We start from the raw sequence: 21,693 nt of genomic DNA, 5'->3' as shown, positions 1-21,693 counted from the left end.
GGGCCGATACTCTGCTACGGTGTCGGCACTCTGTTACCGCGGCGCCACAAACCGCACTCCTGCCGTGGTATGTCAAGCGGCCAGATTCGCACTGGGTGAAAACCCCCGGTGACCTCGATGTTGAACCGCCGGCATCAGCCGAACGGACGATGCCGGCGAGTTGAGTCAGATTAGCCACAGGAAATGATTGAACGTTTCTTTCTTTCTGCGGATTCCAAGCCGGCGGCATTGACGCGGGGGCGGTATTCGACATAACGTTCTGATCGATCACCAACCGCTCTGTCGACCCCACTCGGAGGTTGAGACACTATGGCCCGGGCACGATCTGCGGCACACACCCCACGCCGGCTGACAGTGGTCCTGGTGGGTCTCGTCGCCGGGCTGCTCGCACTGCCCGGCGTCGCGCTCGCCCAGCCCTCAGGGGCGACCCAGCTCGCCGCCACCGACATCCAGCTACTCAACGGGGTCCGGCTCGCCGGGCTGTGGGAGATTCCCGCCGGTCAGCTGGCGGCGGAAAAGGGCAGCACGCAACGGGTCCGCGAGGTCGGCGCCGCGATCGCCGAGCAGCATATCGAGCTCGACCTGCTGGTGGTCGAGGCGGCGAACCAGCTGGGCGTGGAGCTGCCCACCGACCCGACCCCCACCCAGCAGGGTTGGGTCAACGAGATGAAGATCTCGGAGGGCGCCCGGTTCGACCGGATCTTCGTCGAACGGCTCCGCGCCGCCCACGGCAACATCTTCCCAGTCATCGGTGCGGTCCGGGCGAGCACCCGCAACGACGTCGTCCGCCAGCTCGCGCAGGACGCCAACGGCTTCGTCCAGACCCACATGTCGCTGCTGGAGAGCACCGGTCTGGTGCGGTACGGCGAGCTCCCCCCGGTGGCCGTGCCGGCACCTGTTGACGACAGCCTCATCGCTGCGGTCCAGGCCAACGCCGAGCTCAGCAACGGCGTCAACTCGACGACGATCTGGGTGGTGCTGATTGGCGCGCTGGCGCTCGGCACCGCTGCCACCTTCGCCGTGTTCCGACGACGCTACTAGAAGTTATCGTCACCCGACTGCCCGGGCCGACTATCCGGCCCGGGCAGTCGGCTATCCGGCCGACTATCCGACCCGGGGCAGTCGGCGCGATCCGGCCCGCCCGGTCACGACCTGCGGCAGGATTGTGGTCGTGCCTGAAGGCGACACCGTCTGGAACACCGCTTACCGGCTGCGGGAAGTGCTGGCCGGCCGGCTTCTCACCGGCAGCGACTTCCGGATCCCCCGGCTCGCGACCACCGACCTGTCCGGCTGGGCCGTGCTGGGCTGCGTGAGCCGTGGCAAGCACCTGCTGCTGCGGCTCGCGGCACCCGACGACCGGCGGTACACCCTGCACTCTCATCTGCGGATGGACGGCAGTTGGCGGACCTACCGGGTCGGGCAGCGCTGGGCGGCCCGGCCGGCACACCTGATCCGTGTGGTGCTGCGCACCGGTGAATCCGTCGCCGTCGGCTACCACCTGCACGAGCTGATGCTGATGGCGACGGAACGGGAGCCGGAACTCACCGCCGGGCTGGGGCCGGATCTGCTCGGTGCCGACTGGGACGCGACCGAAGCGGTCCGCCGGCTCGCCGCTCGGCCCGATACGCCTGTCGCCGAGGCGCTGCTCGACCAGCGCAATCTCGCCGGGATAGGCAATGTCTACGCCTGCGAGTTGCTGTTCCTGCGTGGTGTCGCGCCCGGTACGCCGGTCCGCGAGGTGCCGGACCTGGCCGCCGTCGTCGACCTGGCACGCCGGCTGCTGGTCGCCAACCGGGGGCGGGCCAGCCGCAGCATCACCGGCCTGCCCGGGGAGGCCACCTACGTGTACGGCCGCTGGCGGCGGCCGTGCCGGCGCTGCGGTACGGCGGTGCGACGCACCGAGTCGGCGGGGCGGGTCACCTACTGGTGCCCGACGTGCCAGCCGGGTCCGGTGGCTGGCGCAGCTCCGCCAGCCCGGCGGCAACCCCCCGCAGCAGATCACCGGCCTCGGTGAGCCGGCTCACCGACGGGTGCTGCCCGATCGCCCGACCGTCCTCGGCGACGTAGTTGGCGGCGGCCGCGACCAGGCCTTCGTAGGCGATGGTGCCGGCTTCCAGCTGCTCGACGAGCACCCGGTGCGAGTTGGCCAACCCGGCGTCGGCCGGAGCCAGCCGTACCGCTTTCTCCACGCTGGCCACTCGGTACGCCAGGTCGCGCAGGGACTGCTCGGCCACTGCGGCTTCGAGCTGGGCGGACTCGCCCGGCCCGGTCAGCCGCGGCACCAGCCCGGCGAGGGTACGCGCGGCCCGGTCCAGCCGGGTCCAGACGCCCGCCGCCGCCGTTCCGCGCAACTCCAGCAGCGCCTGCTGTCGGCGTACCTCGCCGACGGCGGCCCGGCCGAGCGGAATCCGCTCGACGGTGGCGACCAGCTTTAGCCGGGCCTGTTCGGCGGCGATGGCCGGATCCGGCTCGGGGGGCGGCGGTTGCCCGGCCAGCGCCCGCAGATCGGACCAGCGCCAGAAGGCCAACGCCGTGCTGGCACCGGCCGCCGCCGCCCACACCGCGTCGACCGGGCTGACCCCCGCGTACGGCAGCAGGACCGCCGCCGCGCCACCGAAGCCGCCAGCAAGCACGGTCCACCGGCGGGCGCCCCGACGCAGGCGACGCAGCCTGCGGAAGTAACGGGCCCGTGGATCCACCACCGTTGCTCCTTCCCTCCCCCTCGGACGAAGCCGGCCGGAGACGCCACCACCCCGGCCCGGGTTGCCTACGGCACCGGCTGAACCGGGTCGGTCACCGGGCGCCCGGCCCGATGGTCAGCCGGCGGCGGAGGCGTCACCGGTGTTCTTGTCCTTCGCCATCGAGGCACGGAGCTGGTCGAGGCGGGCGACACTGGCGGTGTCCGCGCCTGCCGTACTGTCCACACCGGCCGGGGCCTGCTCGACCGCCGGCCCTGGCGGTGCCCCGGCAAGCTTCTCTCCTGCCATGCTGGCCCTGATCTGATCGAGCCGCGACGAACCGGCCATGTCGAGGGTGGACTTCTGCACCTCGAGCATCCGCCCCTCGACAGAGTTGCCAGCCAGCTCGGCCCGGCCCATCGCGGTGGCGTAGCGCTGCTCGATCTTGTCCCGCACCTCATCGAGCGACGGCGTGTTCTTCGGCGCGGCGAGCGCCGACATCGACTCCAGCGACGAGGCCACGGTCTCCTGCATCTTGGCCTGTTCAAGCTGGCTCAGCAGTTTGGTCCGCTCGGCCAGCTTCTGCTGCAGAATCATCTGATTGTTCTCCACCGCCTGACGGGCCTGGGCGGCGGCGGCCAACGACTGGTCGTGCAGGGTCTTGAGGTCCTCCATCGACTGCTCGCCGGAGACCAGCTGGGTGGCGAGAGTCTGGGCGGTCTGCTCGTACTTGTTCGCCTCCGCCTCGTCGCCCTCGGCACGGGCCTTGTCGGCCAGCACCAGCGCCTGCCGGGCCATCCCCTGCAGTCGCTCGACCTCGCTCATCTGCCGGGAGAGCTTCATTTCCAGCTGTCGCTGGTTGCCGATCACCGCAGCGGCCTGCTGAACCAGTGCCTGGTGCTGGCGCTGGGCGTCCTCGATCGCCTGCTGGATCTGCACCTTGGGGTCGGCGTGCTCATCTATCTTGGCGCCGAACAGCGCCATCAGGTAGCGCCAACCCTTGACGAACGGGTTCGCCATCTCTGCGGTATCCCCTCACTAGCGGCGCGAACGGTCAGGCGGTCACGGCGGCCCGACCCGGGCGGTACGGTGCGCCGGCACCCCTACCATCGTCCCAGGCCGTCGCCACCGCTTAGGCCGCCGTCGGTGGGATCCGGCAGGGTGGGCCGGTTGAGGGTCAACCTTAGTGTCCCGGATCCAGCGGTGGCGAGCCCAGGATCCGGCAGCACCCTGCCGCTCGATCGGCCGCGGCTCAGGCGGCGCAGACGACGTCACGGTCCCGACCGCCGGTGTTCGACACCCGCCGGGAGGCCCGCAGCGTCGTCTTGAGCGGCGAGTCGCTGCGGACCGAGACGGTCACCCCGTCCTCGGTGGCGACCTGGTGCACCGAAGCGTCGCCTCGCTCGGCCGTCCCGACAGCGCCGTCCGAGGCGGAGCGCAGAACCTCGCTGTGGCTCGGCCGCTCCTCCAGGGCCCGCTCGGGCGACGCGACGGGCGACGTCGGGGACTGCTCGGGAAACGGAACCAGCAGGCCCTGCCGCTGCTCGGCGACGGCGACGGTGTGGCTCACGTCACGCAGCAGCTCGGACAGCTGAGCACCCAACGCGTCGCAGATCGCAGCGAGCAGCTCACTCGAGGCTTCCTTCTGGCCGCGCTCGACCTCGGAGAGGTAGCCGAGGCTGACGTTCGCGGCGGTGGAGACCTCGCGCAGAGTCCGGCGCTGACCCTGCCGGCGGGCACGCAGCGCGTCACCGATAACGCGGCGTAGCAGGACCATCGCACCTCCCCCTGTCCGGGACCGGCCGGCGAGTGCCGGAGGCTTCCCGCAACCTTATCCGTTCGTCACCCGATCGACACCCCACCCGAGAGCACGAATCGGGACCGACAGGGCGATCAGAGTCAGATGTCAGTTATATCCGCTCGGCGTCCCGGGTGTCCCCCGCTCAGGGCCGCGTGGCGTGCAGTTGCGTCGTCAGCAGCCGCAGGGCAGCGGTCACGCTCGACCTGCGTACCGCATCTCGACCACCACCGAGGTCCAACCGCCGGACCTGGTGCACGCCAGCCGGACCGGCCAGGGCGACGTAGACCCGCCCGACCGGCTTGCCGCCCTGCGGCTGTGGGCCGGCCACCCCGGTGGTCGCCAGCGCCCACTCGGCGGCGCACCGGATGCGGGCACCCCGGGCCATGGCGACCGCGACGTCCGGGTCGACCGGTCCGCGGTCGGCGAGCAACCGCTCCGGCACGCCGGCCAGGGTGCGCTTCAGGTCGGTGGCGTACACGACCAGCCCGCCGCGGAAGACCAGGCTCGCCCCGGCAACCTCGACCAGGGCGGACGCCAGCAAGCCACCAGTGAGCGACTCGACGACCGCCAGCGTCTCGCCCCGCTCGGCCAGGGCGTGCACGACCGCCGCCGCCGGGCTACCGCTGGCCGACCGCCCGAGGCCGAGATCGCCGCCGTCCGGCGCCGGCCGCCCGCCCGCTGGTGCGCCGGCCGGAGGCATCCGGTCCGACTCGGCCGAAGTCACCGGCCCGGCCCGGTACGGCGCAGCCGCAACGCGCGGACCAGGTAGTCCAGCCCGGTCGCCACGGTGACCAGCAGCGCAGCCGCCATGATCCACGGAGCGACCGCGGCAAGCACCGATGGCAGCGGTAGCAGGTACCAGACGATCGCCGTGATCTGCAGCGCCGTCTTCGCCTTGCCGCCCCGGCTCGCCGCGATCACCCCGTGCCGCAGCACCCAGAACCGGATCAGCGTGACCCCCCACTCACGCACCAGGATCAGCCCGGTCACCCACCAGGGCACCAGGTCGTACCAGGACAGCAGTACCAGCGCGGTGCCGGTCAGCGCCTTGTCGGCGATCGGGTCCGCGACCTTGCCGAACGACGTCACCAAGGCGTACCGGCGGGCGATCCAGCCGTCGATCAGGTCGGTCGCCGACGCGACGACGAACGTCAGGCAGGCGGCGATCCGCCAGCCCGGATGGGTCATCCCGGAGAGAACCACGAAGACCACGAAGACCGGCACCAGCACCATGCGTAGCCCGGTGAGCGCGTTGGCCGCGTTGACCACCGGCACTGCGGCGACGGCGGTACGCGGACCGGCGGAGGCGCCCGGCTCGGTCATCAGCTCACCTGACCGCGGTGGAGAGCGGCCGGTCGGCCGTACCGGACGAGAGCACGTCACTCGGCACTGCCACCAGGTCGACCCCTTCGGTCCCGGTCACCGTCGCCCGGACCAGGTCGCCGGGGCGCAGCATGGCGAGGTCGACCCCGGCTCCGGTGGCGGCGGCAGCGCCGGCCACCAGCGTCGTCGACCCGTCCACTTCCGGCGCCTGGTGCGCGGCCCGACCCTCCACCAGCCCGTCGTCGACGCTGTCGACCAGCACCTCCACCGACGTGCCGACCCGTTCCTCGGCCCGCTGCGCGCACAACTCGTCGGCCAGCGCACAGATCCGGTCGTAGCGCCGCTTCACCGTGGCGGCCCGTACCTTGTCGGGTAGTCCAGCGGCCTCGGTGCCGTCCTCGTCGCTGTAGTCGAACACCCCGATTGCGTCCAACTGGGCCGCCGACAGGAACCGGACCAGTTCGTCGACGTCCGATCGGGTCTCGCCGGGGAACCCGACGATGAAGTTGCTTCGCGCGCCGGCCTGCGGCGCCAGTGACCGGGCCGAGGCCAGCAGGTCGAGGAACCGCCCGGTGGAGCCGAAGCGCCGCATCCGGCGCAGTACCGGCTCACTGGCGTGTTGGAAGGACAGGTCGAAGTACGGTGCCACGCCGGCCGTGGTGGCGATCGTCTCGATCAGGCCCGGACGGGTCTCTGCCGGCTGCAGGTAGCTGACCCGCACCCGGACGATGCCGTCGACGGCGGCCAGCTGTGGCAGCAGCTTCTCCAACAGCCGCGGATCGCCCAGATCCTTGCCGTACGAGGTCGAGTTCTCGCTCACCAGCACGAGTTCCCGAACGCCGGTGCCGGCCAGCCACTCGGCCTCGGCCAGCAGCTCCTCGGGAATGCGGGAGACGAACGCCCCCCGGAACGCTGGGATGGCGCAGAAGGCGCACCGGCGGTCACAGCCGCTGGCCAGTTTCAGCGACGCCACCGGGCCGCTGGCCAGCCGACGCCGCAGGACCGCGCGAAGGTGCGCGGGGGTGTGCTCGTCGACCGTCGCGTGACCGGGCACGACGACACCGGAGCGTTGCCGGGAAACCGGGGTCAACGGCAGCATCGTGCGGCGGTCCCGGGGCGCGTGTGCGGGCAGCTGCTCGCCGGCCAGCACCGCCCGCAGCCGGCCGGCGATATCCGGGTAGTCGTCGAAGCCGAGGACGGCCTGCGCCTCCGGCAGGTGCTCGGCGAGTTCCCGGCCGTACCGTTCGGCCATGCAGCCGGCAGCCACCACCTTGGCCCCACCGTCCGCGGCGTCGAGCAGCGTCTGCACCGAGTCCTGCTTGGCCTTCTCGACGAAGCCGCAGGTGTTGACGAGCACCACGTCGGCACCGTCGGCGTCGGTGGTCACCTGCCAGCCGTCGGCGTCCAGCCGGGCGGCCAACTCCTCCGAGTCGACCTCGTTGCGGGCACACCCCAGGGTGAGCAGGGCGACGCGCCGGCCGGGCGGTTGGGCGGGAGGCGGGGGAAAAGCAGACACCTGACGAGGGTACCGGGCCATTAACGTACGGCGGCCGGGCGGCGCGGTGCCGGACGATCAGATCGGTCAGCCGACCGTACCAGTGCGGTCAGCTCGCCTCGACGGCCCGCAGACTCGCCAGCGCGTCCTCCAGCTCGTCCGGCTTGACCAGGACGTCGCGGGCCTTGGAACCCTCGGACGGCCCGACGATGCCCCGGGTCTCCATCAGATCCATCAACCGGCCCGCTTTGGCGAACCCGACCCGCAGTTTGCGCTGCAGCATCGAGGTCGACCCGAACTGCGAGGTCACCACCAGCTCGATCGCCTGGACCAGCAGGTCGAGGTCGTCGCCGACGTCCTCGTCAATTTTCTTCTTGTTCTCCTGGGCGGTGGTGAGCACGTCGGGGCGGAACTCCGGCTCGCGCTGCTTCTTGCAGAAGGCGACGATCTCGTCGATCTCCTTCTCACTGACCCAGGCACCCTGGATGCGCAGCGGTTTCGACGCCCCCATCGGCAGGAACAGGCCGTCGCCCCGGCCAATCAGCTTCTCGGCGCCCGGCTGGTCCAGGATGACCCGCGAGTCGGACAGCGACGACGTGGCGAAGGCCAGCCGGGACGGCACGTTCGCCTTGATGAGGCCGGTCACCACGTCCACCGACGGCCGCTGGGTGGCCAGCACCAGGTGGATGCCGGCGGCCCGGGCGAGCTGGGTGATCCGGACGACCGAGTCCTCCACGTCCCGGGGGGCGACCATCATCAGGTCGGCCAGCTCGTCGACGATCACCAGCAGGTACGGGTACGGCCGGATCTCCCGCTCGCTGCCGGGGGGAGCGGTGATCTCCCCGGCCCGTACCTTGCGGTTGTAGTCGTCGATGTGCCGGACGCCGTTCGCGGCCAGGTCGTCGTAGCGCATGTCCATCTCGCGTACCACCCACTCCAGCGACTCGGCCGCCTTCTTGGGGTTGGTCACGATCGGAGTGACCAGGTGCGGGATGCCTTCGTACCCGGTCATCTCGACCCGTTTGGGGTCGATCAGCAGCAGCCGTACCTCGTCCGGGGTGGCCCGGCTGAGGATCGAGATGAGCAGCGAGTTCAGGCAGGACGACTTGCCGGCGCCGGTCGCCCCGGCGATCAGGATATGCGGCATCTTCGCCAGGTTGGCCACCACGAAGCCGCCCTCGATGTCCTTGCCGAGCGCCACCAACATCGGGTGGTGGTCGGCGCTGGCGGCCCGGGAGCGCAGCACGTCACCGAGCGACACGTCCTCCCGGTCGGTGTTCGGGATCTCCACGCCGACCGCGCTCTTGCCCGGGATCGGGCTGAGGATCCGCACGTCCGGTGACTTCACCGCGTACGCGATGTTGCGGGAGAGCTGGGTGATCCGCTCCACCTTGACCCCGTGGCCGAGCTCCACCTCGTAGCGGGTCACCGTCGGGCCACGGGTGAACCCGGTGACCGCCGCGTCGACGTCGAACTGCTCGAACACCCCCTGCAGCGCGGCGATCACCTCGTCGTTGGCCTTGCTGCGGGTCTTCGCCGGTGGCCCGGTCCGCAGCAGTTTGGCCGGCGGCAGGCGATAATCCCCGGACAGCCCGGTGATTGCCAGCTGCTCGGCGCGGGTCGGGGTCAGGGAATGCTCCGGCGGCTCCGGCGGGGTGCGGGTGGTCGGCACCTTCGCCGCCGGCCGGCGCGGCAGCTCCATCGTCTCCTGCAGATCGAACGGCTCTGCCGGGGCACCGTCGTCACCGGCCGACGGTGCCGGCAGGGCGTCGGCCGTCCGGCTGGCCTGCCGGCGGCGCGGCGGTCGGCGGCGGGTCCGCTCGTCGCCAGCGGTGTCGCCGCCAGCGGTGTCGTCGTCACCGGCGTCGGCCGAGGTCGAACCAGACTCCGGCCCCCGCCCGGTCACCACCCCGGCGAGCAGCCCGAGCCGCTCCGGGATCCGGTTGATCGGAGTGGCGGTGACGACCAGCAGACCGAAGATCAGCAGCAGGATCAGCAGCGGTACGCCGACCCAGTAGCTGACCGTGCGCTCCAGTACTGTGCCGACGCCGAGCCCGATCAGCCCGCCGGCGTAGTCACGCTGCAGGTCGTCGTCGGGGCGTTGGCCGATGTGCAGCAGCCCCGCCGTGGCGACCAGCATCGCCGACCAGCCGACCAGCCCGCGGCCCCGGGGTTCCGGCTCCTCCGGTGGGTCACGCATCAGCCGGACCGCGCCGATCAGCAGCAGCAACGGCACGGCGACCGCGATCGCGCCGACGAACAGCCGCATCATGTCCGCGACGCGGACCCCGAACGGACCGGCCGCGCCGAACCAGATCGCCATCGAGGTGAGGATGGCCAGGCCGAGTACGAACAGCCCGGCACCGTCACGCCGGTGCTCCGGGCTCAACTCGCGCGCAGTGGCCGCCTGACGGCCGGCGGTACGCACCGCCCAGCCGACGCCGTGTGCCAGCCCCATCCAGGTGGCGCCGACCGCGCGACCGACCAGGACCGCCGGCGAGTTGCGGGCCGGGCGCCGCCGGGCCGTCGGGCGCTTGCGGGCCGGGGTCCGGGCACGACCGGTCGCGGCGCCGCGGCTGGTCGACCCGCCACGCCGCCGATTCGCCTGGGAGGTTCGGCCGGCCATAGAGTCCCACGGTAACCCCGCCGGCATACAAACCCTCGCTTTTCCGGGTCGTGTCCGAACCGCGCAGGGCGGCGCGGCTGTGCCACCATTCCGAACGGCCCCTATTGTCCCCCGGGCCACGACGACGCCGTCCGTCGCCGGACCCCCGTCCGGACATCGCCGGCCGTCCGCGCGCCGGCTCCCGACCGGAGCGCGAGGCCCGCCGTCCGACGTGCCGTACCGAAAGGACCACCGCATGCCCCCGCCGGACCCAGACCACCTGCCCGACGCGCCCTCCGGCGGTGGTGCGATGCAGGTGCTGCGGCCGCTGACCACCGCGATGATCGCCGAGACTCTCACCGCCCGTGGTTACCACTTTCAGGCCGACTCCGACGGCGACCTGGTCGGCCGGTGGAACGACAACCTGATCGTGTTCTCTCCGCTCGGGCCCAACGGCGAGGTGCTGCGGGTACGGACCATCGCGTCGACCCTGTTCACCGTGGACGACGTGCCCGCGCTGTACGCCTTCTGCAACGAGTGGAACCACGACCGGCTGTGGCCCAAGACCTTCGTCCACGTCGACGACGACGGCACCGCCCGGGTCTGCGGTGAGCTGATCACCGCGTTGGAACGTGGCGTCAGCGCCCCGCAGCTCGATCACCTGCTCGACTGCGGGATCGCCACCGGTTGCCAGGTCAGCGACGCCGTCACCGAATTGGCGGACTGATCCGGATGGAACACCGTTTCCAGGTCGACCTGCGCGGCATCGTCGACCTGCTCAGCCACCACCTGTACGCCAGCCCTCGGGTGTTCGCCCGGGAGCTGGTGCAGAACGCCACCGACGCGATCACCGCCCGGCGCGAGGCCGAGCCCGGCTGGGCCGGCGGTACCGTCCGGATCGAGCCCACCGCCGACGGTGGCCTGCGGGTGCACGACGATGGCATCGGCCTGACCGAACCGCAGGTGCACACCTTTCTGGCCAGCGTCGGGCGTACCTCCAAACGAGACGACCTGGGCTTCGCCCGGCAGGACTTCCTCGGCCAGTTCGGCATCGGCCTGCTGTCGTGCTTCATGGTCGCCGACACCGTCGAGGTGGTGACCCGGTCGGCCCGGGGCGGACCGGCGGTGCGCTGGATTGGGTACGCCGACGGGCGCTACACCACCGAGGTCGACGACGCCGCATGCGAACCGGCCGGCACCACCGTCACGCTGCGTCCCCGCGCCGACGCCGGGCACTGGCTGGCCGCCGACCAGGTCCGTGACCTGGTCCGCGACTACGCCCGGCTGCTGGACGTCCCGGTGCTGTTCTGCCCGCCCGGAGGCGAGCCGGTCCGGCTGACCGAGCCGCAGGCCCCGTGGGAAGTGGTCCACACCGACCCGGCGGCCCGCCGGGAGGCGCTGCTGGACTACGGTGCGACGCTGCTCGGTGCCCGACCGATGGACGTGATCGACCTGCGGGTACCGGAAGCCGGGCTGGTCGGTGTCGGCTTCGTGCTGCCGTCGGCGTCAACGGTCGGCCAGGGCGGGCACCGGGTCTACCTGAAACGGATGCTGCTCAGCGACGACGCCAGCAAGCTGCTGCCCGAGTGGGCGTTCTTCGTCCGGTGCGTGGTCGACACCTCCGTGCTGCGCCCCACCGCCAGCCGCGAGGCGCTCTACGAGGACGACCTGCTCGGCGCAGTCCGCGACGGGCTCGGCGAGCAGATCCGCAGCTGGCTGCTGGAGCTGTCGGTCAGCCAGCCGGAACGGCTCGCCGCGTTCCTGCGGGTGCACCACCTCGGGGTCAAGGCGCTCGCCGTCCGCGACGACGAGATGCTGCGGCTGGTCGACTCGTGGCTGCCGTTCGAGACCAGCCGGGGGATGATGCCGCTGCGGCTGTTCCGCCAGCATCTGGCGATGGTCCGGTACGTGGAGACGGTCGACGAGTTCCGGTCACTGGCCGCGATCGCGTCCGCCGCCGGTACGCCGATCGTCAACGCCGGCTACGCCTACGACGCGGAGATCCTGCAGCGCCTGCCCCGGCTGGACCCGGCGATCCGCACCCGCCGGCTGGACCCCGGTGAGCTGGCCGCCCGGTTGGAGACCCTCTCGCCGGGGCAGTTGGCGGTGGCGGAGACCTTCCTGGCCACCGCCCGCACGGTGCTGGCCGAACTGGACTGCGTACCGCAGTTGCGGCAGTTCGACCCGGTCACGGTGCCGGCCCTGTACGTCCTTGGCCAGGCCGCCCGCGAGCAGGACAGTGTGCGCCGTGCGGTGGCCGGCTCCGACGAACTGTGGTCGGAGGTGCTGTCCGCGTTCGCCGAAGTCGACGTCGACCACCGCCCGGAGCTGGTCTTCAACTGGCGGCACCCGCTGATCCGCCGGCTCGCCGGGCAACCGGCGGGAGCGGCGCTACGCAACGCCGTCGAGGCGCTGTACGGTCAGGCGCTGCTCGCCGGTCACCATCCGTTGCGGGCGGTGGACAGCGCCGCGCTCAACCGGTCCTTCCTGGCCCTGCTGGACCAAGCCTTCACCGACCCGGCCGCCGGGCCGGGCACCCCCACCGAGGAGACACCGTGACCGCCAAGGAGCTGGTCCAGGCGCTGGACGAGGCCACCGACCTGCCCGACGGCGACGGCAAGATCGCCGAGCTGGAACGGATCGCCGCGCACGCCGACGCGGCCGGGCAGGCACGGATCGGCTTCGACGCGCGGATGGCGCTGATCGAGACGTACAACCACCACACCGAACGCTGGCGGATGCTGCCGGCGTTCGGCTGGTGCCTGAGCACTTTCGACCGTTATCCGGAACTGTTCGAGCCGTGGGACGCCGAACTGCTGCGCTGGTACCACAAGTGGGCGGTCGCCACGCTGCGCGGCACGCCCCGGGTGGGTCTGGCGCAGACCCGGGCCGCGCTGGACGACATGGAACGCCGGTTCACCGCCAGCGGGCAGAGCCTGCAGGCGGTGTACAACCTGCGCTGCAAGATCGCCGACCACGTCGGCGACGAGGCTCAGGCCCGGCAGTGGCTGGACCGGTGGCGCACGGCCCCACGAGACGAGAACAGCGACTGCGCCGGCTGCGACCCGTCCCGCCAAGCCGAGCTGCTCGCCGGCTGGGGTGAGTGGGAGGCGGCGCTGGCGATCGTCGAACCGGTGCTCAGCGGTGCGGTCGGCTGCACCGAGCAGCCGGAGAAGGCACTGGTCACGGTGATCATGCCGTACCTGCGGCTGGGCCGGTACGCCGACGCGGCGCAGGCGCACGTGCGGGCGTACCGGCGGCACCGGCACGAACGCGACGCCTTCCCGTACCTGGCCGAACACCTGCGGTTCTGCGCGTCGGTCGGTCAGCACCAGCGTGGCCTGGCGATCCTCACCGAGCATCTGGAATGGTTCGACCGGCCGTACGACGACGCCTCGGCGATGGAGTTCGCCGCCGCCGGTGCCCTGGTCTGCCGGCTCGCGGCCGCCGCCGGCCACGGCGACGAGACGATCCACCGGCCGGAGTACGGCGACCGGCCGGCCGCCGACCTGCCGGTGGCCACGCTCGGTTCGCAGCTGGCCGCCGCCGCCACCGAGCTGGCGGGCCGGTTCGACACCCGCAACGGCACCGACCACCAGTCGCGCCGGATCGCCGGCTGGCTGGCCGCCGAGCCGCTGACCGACGCCGTCGAGCTGCCGGCCGATCAGCCGACCACCGGCGGCGAGATCGGGGTACCGCCGGCGGGCGGCACCCAGGACGTGGTTTCGCCGTTGACCCTGGAAGGCATCACGGCGGCGCTCAACGAACGCGGCGACCGGTACTTCGTCGACGACAACGGGGTGGTCGGCGGCAAGTGGGGCCACGCGGTGATCCACTTTGAGCGGCTCGGCGAGCAGCAGCGGGTGCTGCACAGCCGGGTGTTGGCCGACCGGCGGCTGCCGGCAGACCGACTGGCCGAGGCGTACCGGTTCTGCAACTCGTGGAACCACGACCGGCTGCTGCCGAAGGTCTACGTGCACGACACCGGGTCCGGCGAGCTGATTCTGGCCGGCGACGTCAGCACCGACCTGGCCTACGGGGTCAGCGGGGCGCAGCTCGCCGCGCTGGTGAACGCGGCGGTGATCACCGGGGCGCAGTTCGCCGACGCCGTCGCCGAACTGCCCTGAGCACCCCGGCCCAGCTGGCCACGACGACCGTGGCCAGCACCAGCCGGGCCGCCCAGGCGTACTGGTCGGGGTAGATCACCCCGGTCAGGTAGCGCTCGACGAACCCCTCGTCGAAGCCGACCTGGCCGGCCCGGCGGCGGGACCAGTGTTCGGCCACGGTGAGCGGGCAGCTCAGGTTGGCCGCCACCACCAGCACTCCCCAGCCCGCCGCGGTCACGTGCAGCCAGACCGTCCGCGGCCACCGCCAGGCCAGGAACCCGCCGACCGCCAGGTAGGCGAGGAACCCGAAGTGTGCCGTCAGGATGACGGCGGTCAGCAGCTCGTAGCCCATGGTGACCTCCCCGTAGGTCAGGCTACGAGCGCCGGGTAGCGGTCGACAGGGTAGGCGTACTCAGCGGGTGCGACGGGGAGTGCGCCGTCCCCGGGGAGGGCGGTCCCCGGGGACGGCGCGGCAGGTGGCGGGTCAGTTCACCGAGAACCCGAGGAAGTAGCCACCCACGCCCTGACCGGCCTCAACCCGGTATCGGTAGGCACCGGCGGGGCCGGAAAAGTTCAACCGGGTCACCGCGGTGCCGGCGCGGTCGCCTTGGGCGACCGTGCGCCAGCCGTCGGCGGTGAAGCGTTGCAGCGTAAGCCGGAAGGCCGCACCGGCCGGCGTCTGCAGGCAGGCGCTGTGCCGTCCGGCACCGGCCCGGAAGAACCGTCCGTCCGGCTGAATCTGCCGGCCACCGGCCCGGGTCAGTTCGCCGTCACGCAGCACCGTGTGGTCGGCGCACGGGCTCTGCGGCGGGTCCGCCGGCTGGGTCGGCGCGACCGTCGGTACGCCGGTCGGCGGGGCCGCACCGTCCTCGGTGGTGACCAGGGTCAGGTTGTTGACCTGCAGGATCTCGGCCAGCGGCTGGAAGAAGGTGACGCCCCCGGTGCGGCAGTTGCCGGAGCCGCCCGAGGTGACGCCCTGCGCCTGGTCACCGGAGAGCCAGGCACCGCCGGAGTCGCCGGGTTCGGCGCAGACGTCGGTACGGGTCAGCCCGCTGACCGCACCCTCCGGATAGTTGACTGTGACGTCCTTGGCCCGGATCACACCGCACCGGGTTCCAGTGGTGGACCCGGAGCGGCAGATGCTGGCACCTACCGGCGCTTCCACGCTACCGGCGACCGGCAGGTTGTTGCCGTTGAAGTCGTTGACCACCGGCTGCGGCGTCCAGTCGTCGCCGACCGCGACGAACGCCCAGTCGTCGCCGGGGAACGACGACGTCTGGAACACGCCCTGCGCCTGCTGGTTGAACCCGGCGGTGGTGTCGCCGGGCCGGCCGCAGTGCCCGGCGGTGACGAAGCCGCCGACCACGGAGAAGCCGACCGAGCACCGTCCACCGGCACCGATGAAGTACGGGTCGCCGCCGCGTACGTCAAACAGCGGCACCGGCGCCTCATCGGAGGCGTCCACCCGGACCGCGTCGGCCGGCACCCCGGCGGTGGCGGCGAAGTCCCGGGCGGCAGACTGCGCGCCGGGCCGGGCGAGCAGCACCACGGTGTTGTCCGCCAGGTCGACGTACCAGCCGGCCAGGTCGGGGCTGGCGGCATCGCCCACCCGGTCCAGGCTCTCCTTCACGCCGGTCAACTGCTGCTGGCTGCGGGCCACCAGGCGAGCCTCGGCACCGGCGGCGCGGACCCGGTCCAGCTGTGCGGGGTCGGTCACCGCGACGACGAGGTCGGCGCCGTCCTGGCTGATCCACGCGCCCGCGTAAGCAGCGTCGAGGTCGTCGCGCAGGACGTCGACGGTACGGGTGGCCCAGCGTTCGGTGGCCAGCCGGGTCCGGGCGTCCGCCGCGCTGCCGCCGAGGTCGCGACGCAGCGCGTCGACGAGGTCGTCGTGCGCGGCGGCCGGCTGGCTGGTGGCGTCACGGCTAGCGCCATCGGTCGGGTCGTCGCCGGCAACGGCCGGCAGGGTCACCGCGGCGAGCACCCCGACCGCGGCGGCGGTGAGTCCGGCGGTGACAATCCGTCGGCGTCGCATCCGTACCTCCTCTGCGGCTGGCGTCGAACAGCCGCCGGCAGGTGGTACGGAGGACGTCGGTCGCCGGATCGACCCGTACGGATGCCGAATGTCACAGCCGGGTTGGTGAACCGCCCGGGGCCGCGCCACGTACGAACCCTTGGCCGAGTCGGTGGGAGGCGGCCTCCACCCGCCTCCTACCGGCCGGCGAAGTCACCTCGGGTGACCCCGCGCAGGAACCGTCGCCACTGCTGCCGGTCGACGTCCAGCCAGGGCCCGTCCGGCTCGGCCGAGTCGCGCAGCGCCACGTCGCCGGAGGCGGTCACGGTGGCTTCCAGGCACGCGTTGGTGTCGCACCGGCTACTCCGCCACCAGCCGCGATATGTCTGCATCATAGCTTTTTCTCCGATTCAGGCTTCATGCCGATTATTGGGCATTTGCCTGTTGTAACGCTGCAGCTAACCCGGCCGATACGCGACCGGAACTCACCCACCGACGGACGGGGCCTCCGCGACCGGCAGATCGGCGGTCAACGCCGCCGTCCGCTCGGTGATCAACCGGGCTGAGGTCGCCTCGTCGTGGGCCGAGTCCCAGATGTGCGCGAAGTAGTCGCGGTGCCGGCCGATCCGCTGCGCAGCGTGGACGATCTCGTCCAGCAGGATGCCCTCGCGGTAGAGCAGCGCGTTCTCCTCGTCGCCGAAATCGAGCAGCGTGAACGGCGCCAGCATCGCCATGATCGCCGCGTCGGCGAACGGCACGATCCGCACCCGCACGTTCGGTCGCCGCGCCACCCGCAGCAGGGCGGCGAACTGCCCAGCCATCACCCGCGGCCCGCCGATCGTGCGCCACAGCACCGACTCGTCCAGCACCAGGTGGAACTCCGGCGGATCGGGTCGGTCCAGCACCTGGTCACGGCGCCGCAGCCGGGCCTCGAGCCGCAGTGCCCGGTCGGCCTCCGGCAGCTCGCTACGCCAGAAGTTCAACACGAACTCGCCGTACTCGCGGGTCTGCAGCAGCCCCGGGATCAACGTCGGCTGGAACACCCGGATGGCGCTGGCCTCGCCCTCCAACTGCAGCAGCTGCAGCATCGCCGGAGTCAGGTGCTCCCGGTAGCGCGGCTCGTCCCACCAGCCCCGCAACCGGGAGGTACGGGCGTCGCGCAGCAGCCGCTCGGCCCGGTCGGCGTCCACCACGCCGTACAGCTCCAACAACGCCCGCAGATCGGTGGTCGAGACCGAGACGCTGCCCTTCTCGATTCGGTTGACCTTGGAGACCGACCAGTCGAGGGCTTCCGCCACCTTGCCCTGGGTCAGCCCGGCCGACTCCCGGGCGCGGCGCAGTGCGAGTCGGAGCCTGCGCCGCGCCGCCGCAGGGGACTCGCCGGAGCCGGGATCGCCTGGCACGCCAGCCTTCTCGTCACGACCAGTGGGTAACTGTCCGACCAGTATGCCCGCCAGCCGGCCGCCCGGTCAGCCCCGGCGGGCCTCAGGACGTCTTCAAACCTCCACCACGGTCGGTACGATCATCGGCCGGCGGCGGTACGCGTCGTTGACCCAGCGGCCGACGACCCGGCGGACCACCTGCTGCAGCTGGTGTGGATCGGTGATGCCGTCGGCGGCGGCCCGACCCAACGCCTCGGTGATCAACGGGACGACCGCGTTGAACGCCTCCGGGTCCTCGGAAAAGCCCTTCGCCGACACGGTCGGCCCACCGACCACCTTGCCGGTCACCGAGTCGACCACCACGGTCGCCGCGATGAACCCGCCGTCGCCGAGGATCCGCCGCTCGGTCAGCAGCGACTCGCCGACGTCGCCGACCGCGAGACCGTCAACGTAGACGTACCGGCTCTTGACGTGCCCGACCAGGGTGGCGTGCCCGTCCACCAGATCGACGACGTCGCCGTCCTCGCAGAGCACCACCCGCTGCGGGTCGAGACCGGACTCGATGCCGAGCCGGGCGTGCGCCCGCAGGTGCCGCCACTCACCGTGCACCGGCAGCAGGTTGCTCGGCCGCACCACGTTGAGCAGGTAGAGCAACTCCCCCGCCGGCGCGTGACCGGAGACGTGCACCTTGGCGGTCTCCTTGTGGATCACGGTCGCCCCGGCCCGGGCCAGCTGGTTGATCACCCGGTAGACCGAGGTCTCGTTGCCCGGCACCAGCGAACTGGCCAGCACCACGGTGTCGCCGGGCGCGACGGTGATGTGCCGGTGGTCACCGGTTGCCATCCGGCCCAACGCGCTCATCGGCTCGCCCTGCGACCCGGTGGACATCAGCACGATCCGGTCCGGCGGCAGGGCCGTCGCCTCGTCCAGCCCGACCACCAGGCCGGCCGGGATCCGCAGCAGACCGAGGTCCCGGGCGATGCCCATGTTGCGCACCATCGACCGGCCGATCAGCGCGACCTTGCGGTCGTACTCGTACGCCGAGTCGATCACCTGCTGCACCCGGTGCACATGGGAGGCGAAGCTCGCCACGATAATCCGGCCGGTGGCCTTGCCGAAGATCGAGTCGAGCACCGGCCCGATGTCGCGTTCCGGGGTGACGAAGCCGGGGGTCTCGGCGTTGGTCGAGTCGGACAGCAGCAGGTCTACGCCTTCGGCACCGAGCCGGGCGAAGCCGGCCAGGTCGGTGATCCGCCCGTCCAGCGGCAGCTGGTCCATCTTGAAGTCACCGGTGTGCAGCACCAGCCCGGCCGGGGTGCGGATCGCCACCGCGAGTGCGTCCGGGATCGAGTGGTTCACCGCGAGGAACTCGCACTCGAACGGCCCGATCCGTTCCCGCTGACCCTCGCGTACGGTCAACGTGTAGGGCTCGATTCGCCGCTCGGCCAGCTTCGCCTCGACCAGCGCCAGGGTGAACTGGGAGCCCACCAACGGAATGTCCGGTTTGTGGGCGAGCAGGTACGGCACCGCGCCGATGTGGTCCTCGTGGCCGTGGGTCAGCACGATCGCCTGGACGTCGGCGAGCCGGTCCAGGATCGGGGCGAAGTCCGGCAGGATCAGGTCGACGCCGGGCTGCTCCACATCCGGAAAGAGCACCCCGCAGTCCACCACCAGCAGCTTGCCGTCGAACTCGAAGACCGTCATGTTGCGACCGATCGCGCCGAGCCCGCCCAGCGGGATCACCCGCAGCCCGCCCGGTGGCAGCTGCGGCGGCAGGTCCAACTCCACGTGTGCCTGGCTCACGGCAGCTCCAGTCCGGCGTCGGCGCAGTCGGCCCGCAGCTGGTCCAGCTCGGCGTCGGTGGCCTCGACAAGTGGTGAGCGCACCGGACCGGCGGGCAGGTCGAGCACCCCAAGCGCCGCCTTGACCAGGATCGTGCCGGGACTGCGGAAGATGCCGGTGAACAGCGGCAGCAACCGGCGGTGCAGGTCCAGCGCGGCGGCGTGCTCGCCAGCGACGTACGCCTCGATCATCTGCTTGGTCAACGCACCGGTCAGGTGGGTCGAGGTGCCGACCAGCCCGACGCCGCCGATCGCCAGCGTCGGCAGGGTGAGCGCGTCGTCGCCGCAGTAGAACGCCAGGTCGGTGCGGCCGGTCACCCAGGAGGTGGCGGCCAGGTCACCCTTGGCGTCCTTGACCGCGACGATCCGCTCGTGCTCGCCGAGCCGCGCCAGGGTCTCACTGCTCATCGCGATACCGGTGCGGTGCGGGATGTCGTACGCCATCATCGGCAGCCCGGTCGCGTCGGCGACCTCGGTGAAGTGCCGGACCACCCCGGCCTGCGGCGGCTTGTTGTAGTAGGGCGCGACCACCAGCAGCCCGTGCGCGCCGACCTTCTCGGCGGCGACCGCCAGCTCGACCGTGTGCCGGGTGTCGTTGGTGCCGACACCGGCGACCACCCGGGCCCGGTCCCCGACCGCGTCGATGACGACCCGGAGCAGTTGCTCCTTCTCAGCGTCGGTGGTGGTCGGCGACTCGCCGGTGGTGCCACTGATCACCAGGGCGTCGTTGGCCTGCTCGTCGACCAGGTAGCTGGCCAGCCGGGCGGCGCCGTCGAGGTCGAGCGAGCCGTCGTCGTTCATCGGGGTGACCATGGCGGTCAGGAGTCGCCCGAACGGGGTCGGTGTCCCCGCCCCGGGACCGGCTAGGTGGTGCTGCGTCATACGGACAACCTATCGGACGGCCGCACCGCGTTCTCAGCGCTGGTGGTGCGGGCCGGCGGCCTACTCCCCCTGCCGGGTGTACGGGCTCGCGGCAACCTCGCTGCCGTCGGCAAGCTGGCTGATCTCGAAGTCGGCGAAGACGCTCGGCGCCACCCGCTGCAACTGCCGCAGGCACTCCACCGCCAGGTCGCGGATCTCCACGTCGGCGTGTTCGGTGGCCCGCATCCCAATGAAGTGCCGCCACGCGCGGTAGTTGCCGGTGACCACGATCCGGGTCTCGGTGGCGTTCGGCAGCACCGCCCGGGCCGCCTGCCGGGCCTGCTTACGGCGCAGCGTCGGGTTGGGTTCGTCGACAAACCGCTTCTCGAGACCCTCCAGCAGCTCGGTGTAGGCCCGCACGCTCGCCTCGGCCGCGGCGACGAACTGCTGGTGCAGCTCGGGATCCTCGGCGATCACCGCCGGCTCGACCATGGCGGCGTCGCGCTCCGGCACGTACCGCTGGGACAGCTGAGAGTAGGAGAAGTGCCGGTGCCGGATCAGCTCGTGGGTCAGCGACCGGGAGATCCCGGTCAGGTAGAACGTGACACTGCCGTGCTCCAGCACCGACAGGTGACCGCTGTCCAGAATGTGCCGCAGGTAGCCGGCGTTGGTGGCGGTCGCCGGGTTGGGCTTGCGCCACGACTGGTAGCAGGCGCGGCCGGCGAACTCGGCCAGGGCCTGACCGCCGTCGGCGTCGGTCGACCAGTCGACGTCGGCGGGCGGTTGGAACTGGGTCCAGGCGATCAGCGTGACCTGCGGCGACACGATTTCCGGCATTTCTCGGACTCTAGTTGCCGGCCGGCACGACGGGCAAACACGGCGTCCACCGGGCCGGGCCGGCCCGCAGGGCAGGCCGCCCTGGGTCAGACGTAGAACCAGCTGAACGGCTCCCACGGCAGGTTGCGCAGCACCGCGAACGCCAGCCAGACGCCCAGCGACCAGCCGACCGTCGTCGGGCTGAACGACAGCTGCGGCAGCCGCCAGCGGAACAGCTGCTGGCCGACCCAGGCCAGGTAGACGTAGAGCAGGAACGGGACGGCGAACACCACCAGCAGGTGGTGCCGGGCGGCAGCGCCGAGATCACCGTTGAGCAGGTACCAGACCGCCCGGGTCCCGCCGCAGCCCGGGCAATCCAGGCCGGTGGTCAGCTTCAGCAGGCAGCTGGGCGCCGCCTCCGCGCTGCTGGTCGTCGGGTCGGTGATCACCGTGTAGCCGGCCGCCGCGCCGATGCAGCCGAGCACCGCCAGTGGGGCCAGCCAGCGCGGCGACCGCGCCCAGAGCCGGTTGACCAGGCGGGTGAACCGGTCCGGTTGGGCCTGCGGCTGGTACGCGTACTGCTGGTGATAGTGGGAGTGGGCGTCCGGGTAGGGACCGGCGTCGCCGGTCGGTGCCGGCCCGTCGCCGACGGGCCGCTGCACCGCCACGCCGTCTGGACCCGCCATCCGTCACGCCTCCCTTGATGCCGATCGTCCCACCGTACACTGGCCGGTCCCGCCGGCTCAGCCGACGACCACGCCCGCGCGGACT

The 21,693-nt window shown here is 71.7% G+C and carries 19 protein-coding genes and 2 pseudogenes; 5 read left to right on the top strand and 16 right to left on the bottom strand.

Going from position 1 to position 21,693, the window contains the following annotated elements:
• The first annotated feature begins 363 nt into the window (after positions 1-363).
• Positions 364-1,041: a DUF4142 domain-containing protein gene (locus tag ACFHWS_RS11570; protein ID WP_416552848.1), complete on the top strand. Its 678-nt coding sequence runs from the start codon at positions 364-366 to the stop codon at positions 1,039-1,041.
• 130 nt (positions 1,042-1,171) lie between these two features.
• Entirely contained in the window at positions 1,172-2,014 is an 843-nt protein-coding gene (locus ACFHWS_RS11565; RefSeq protein ID WP_416552850.1) for a DNA-formamidopyrimidine glycosylase family protein, read from the top strand.
• Here the strand turns inward: ACFHWS_RS11565 and pspM are convergent.
• The 8 genes and pseudogenes from pspM to ACFHWS_RS11525 all read right to left on the bottom strand — a co-directional run.
• On the bottom strand, positions 1,917-2,702 hold the full coding sequence (pspM, locus tag ACFHWS_RS11560) for a phage shock envelope stress response protein PspM (RefSeq protein ID WP_416552852.1): 786 nt from the start codon (positions 2,700-2,702) through the stop codon (positions 1,917-1,919). The genes ACFHWS_RS11565 and pspM overlap by 98 nt on opposite strands.
• A 114-nt stretch (positions 2,703-2,816) precedes the next feature.
• Entirely contained in the window at positions 2,817-3,698 is an 882-nt protein-coding gene (locus ACFHWS_RS11555) for a PspA/IM30 family protein (protein WP_416552854.1), read from the bottom strand.
• Positions 3,699-3,930: 232 nt separating this feature from the next.
• On the bottom strand, positions 3,931-4,455 hold the full coding sequence (locus ACFHWS_RS11550) for a helix-turn-helix domain-containing protein (RefSeq protein WP_416552856.1): 525 nt from the start codon (positions 4,453-4,455) through the stop codon (positions 3,931-3,933).
• Positions 4,456-4,621: 166 nt separating this feature from the next.
• Positions 4,622-5,179 carry a CinA family protein gene (locus ACFHWS_RS11545; protein ID WP_416553150.1) on the bottom strand — a complete coding sequence of 186 codons (558 nt, stop codon included), beginning with the start codon at positions 5,177-5,179 and terminating at the stop codon, positions 4,622-4,624.
• Between the two features lie 20 nt (positions 5,180-5,199).
• Entirely contained in the window at positions 5,200-5,802 is a 603-nt protein-coding gene (gene pgsA / locus ACFHWS_RS11540; RefSeq protein ID WP_416552858.1) for a CDP-diacylglycerol--glycerol-3-phosphate 3-phosphatidyltransferase, read from the bottom strand.
• Positions 5,803-5,806: 4 nt separating this feature from the next.
• Positions 5,807-7,339, bottom strand: coding sequence for a 30S ribosomal protein S12 methylthiotransferase RimO (rimO, locus tag ACFHWS_RS11535; protein ID WP_416552860.1), 1,533 nt, complete (start codon positions 7,337-7,339; stop codon positions 5,807-5,809).
• Positions 7,340-7,406: 67 nt separating this feature from the next.
• Positions 7,407-9,101, bottom strand: a pseudogene (locus tag ACFHWS_RS11530) (DNA translocase FtsK); the annotation flags it as partial.
• Positions 9,102-9,194: 93 nt separating this feature from the next.
• Positions 9,195-9,923 (bottom strand): annotated as a pseudogene (locus ACFHWS_RS11525) (DNA translocase FtsK 4TM domain-containing protein); the annotation flags it as partial.
• A gap of 235 nt (positions 9,924-10,158) precedes the next feature.
• Here ACFHWS_RS11525 and ACFHWS_RS11520 point away from each other — a divergent pair.
• The 3 genes from ACFHWS_RS11520 to ACFHWS_RS11510 are packed head-to-tail and all read left to right on the top strand — an operon-like array spanning position 10,159 to position 14,029.
• Positions 10,159-10,629: a YbjN domain-containing protein gene (locus ACFHWS_RS11520; RefSeq protein WP_416552862.1), complete on the top strand. Its 471-nt coding sequence runs from the start codon at positions 10,159-10,161 to the stop codon at positions 10,627-10,629.
• 5 nt (positions 10,630-10,634) lie between these two features.
• Positions 10,635-12,461: an HSP90 family protein gene (locus ACFHWS_RS11515; protein WP_416568150.1), complete on the top strand. Its 1,827-nt coding sequence runs from the start codon at positions 10,635-10,637 to the stop codon at positions 12,459-12,461.
• Entirely contained in the window at positions 12,458-14,029 is a 1,572-nt protein-coding gene (locus ACFHWS_RS11510; RefSeq protein WP_416552866.1) for a YbjN domain-containing protein, read from the top strand. The genes ACFHWS_RS11515 and ACFHWS_RS11510 overlap by 4 nt, the downstream gene beginning before the upstream one ends.
• Here the strand turns inward: ACFHWS_RS11510 and ACFHWS_RS11505 are convergent.
• The 8 genes from ACFHWS_RS11505 to ACFHWS_RS11470 form a co-directional block, all read right to left on the bottom strand.
• Positions 13,986-14,360 (bottom strand): DUF2784 domain-containing protein, encoded by a 375-nt coding sequence (locus tag ACFHWS_RS11505; protein ID WP_416568149.1) that lies wholly within the window; start codon positions 14,358-14,360, stop codon positions 13,986-13,988. The two genes, ACFHWS_RS11510 and ACFHWS_RS11505, sit on opposite strands and share 44 nt — an antisense overlap.
• A gap of 132 nt (positions 14,361-14,492) precedes the next feature.
• Positions 14,493-16,043 carry a S1 family peptidase gene (locus ACFHWS_RS11500; protein ID WP_416568148.1) on the bottom strand — a complete coding sequence of 517 codons (1,551 nt, stop codon included), beginning with the start codon at positions 16,041-16,043 and terminating at the stop codon, positions 14,493-14,495.
• Between the two features lie 176 nt (positions 16,044-16,219).
• Positions 16,220-16,417 (bottom strand): DUF397 domain-containing protein, encoded by a 198-nt coding sequence (locus tag ACFHWS_RS11495; RefSeq protein WP_416552872.1) that lies wholly within the window; start codon positions 16,415-16,417, stop codon positions 16,220-16,222.
• 90 nt (positions 16,418-16,507) lie between these two features.
• Positions 16,508-17,425 (bottom strand): helix-turn-helix domain-containing protein, encoded by a 918-nt coding sequence (locus ACFHWS_RS11490; RefSeq protein WP_416552874.1) that lies wholly within the window; start codon positions 17,423-17,425, stop codon positions 16,508-16,510.
• Positions 17,426-17,518: 93 nt separating this feature from the next.
• Positions 17,519-19,207 carry a ribonuclease J gene (locus ACFHWS_RS11485; RefSeq protein WP_416552876.1) on the bottom strand — a complete coding sequence of 563 codons (1,689 nt, stop codon included), beginning with the start codon at positions 19,205-19,207 and terminating at the stop codon, positions 17,519-17,521.
• On the bottom strand, positions 19,204-20,127 hold the full coding sequence (gene dapA, locus ACFHWS_RS11480; RefSeq protein WP_416552878.1) for a 4-hydroxy-tetrahydrodipicolinate synthase: 924 nt from the start codon (positions 20,125-20,127) through the stop codon (positions 19,204-19,206). Before dapA ends, ACFHWS_RS11485 begins: the two co-directional genes overlap by 4 nt.
• Before the next feature lie 60 nt (positions 20,128-20,187).
• Positions 20,188-20,943 (bottom strand): FAD-dependent thymidylate synthase, encoded by a 756-nt coding sequence (thyX, locus tag ACFHWS_RS11475; protein WP_416552880.1) that lies wholly within the window; start codon positions 20,941-20,943, stop codon positions 20,188-20,190.
• A gap of 86 nt (positions 20,944-21,029) precedes the next feature.
• On the bottom strand, positions 21,030-21,608 hold the full coding sequence (locus ACFHWS_RS11470) for a DUF2752 domain-containing protein (RefSeq protein ID WP_416552882.1): 579 nt from the start codon (positions 21,606-21,608) through the stop codon (positions 21,030-21,032).
• Positions 21,609-21,693: the final 85 nt, after the last annotated feature.

It is taken from the genome of Micromonospora sp. LOL_013, assembly GCF_048060315.1.
Classification (GTDB): Bacteria; Actinomycetota; Actinomycetes; order Mycobacteriales; family Micromonosporaceae; genus Micromonospora_E.
The sequence above is the reverse complement of the archived record's forward strand: the minus strand, read 5'-3'. Positions and strand labels throughout refer to the sequence as shown.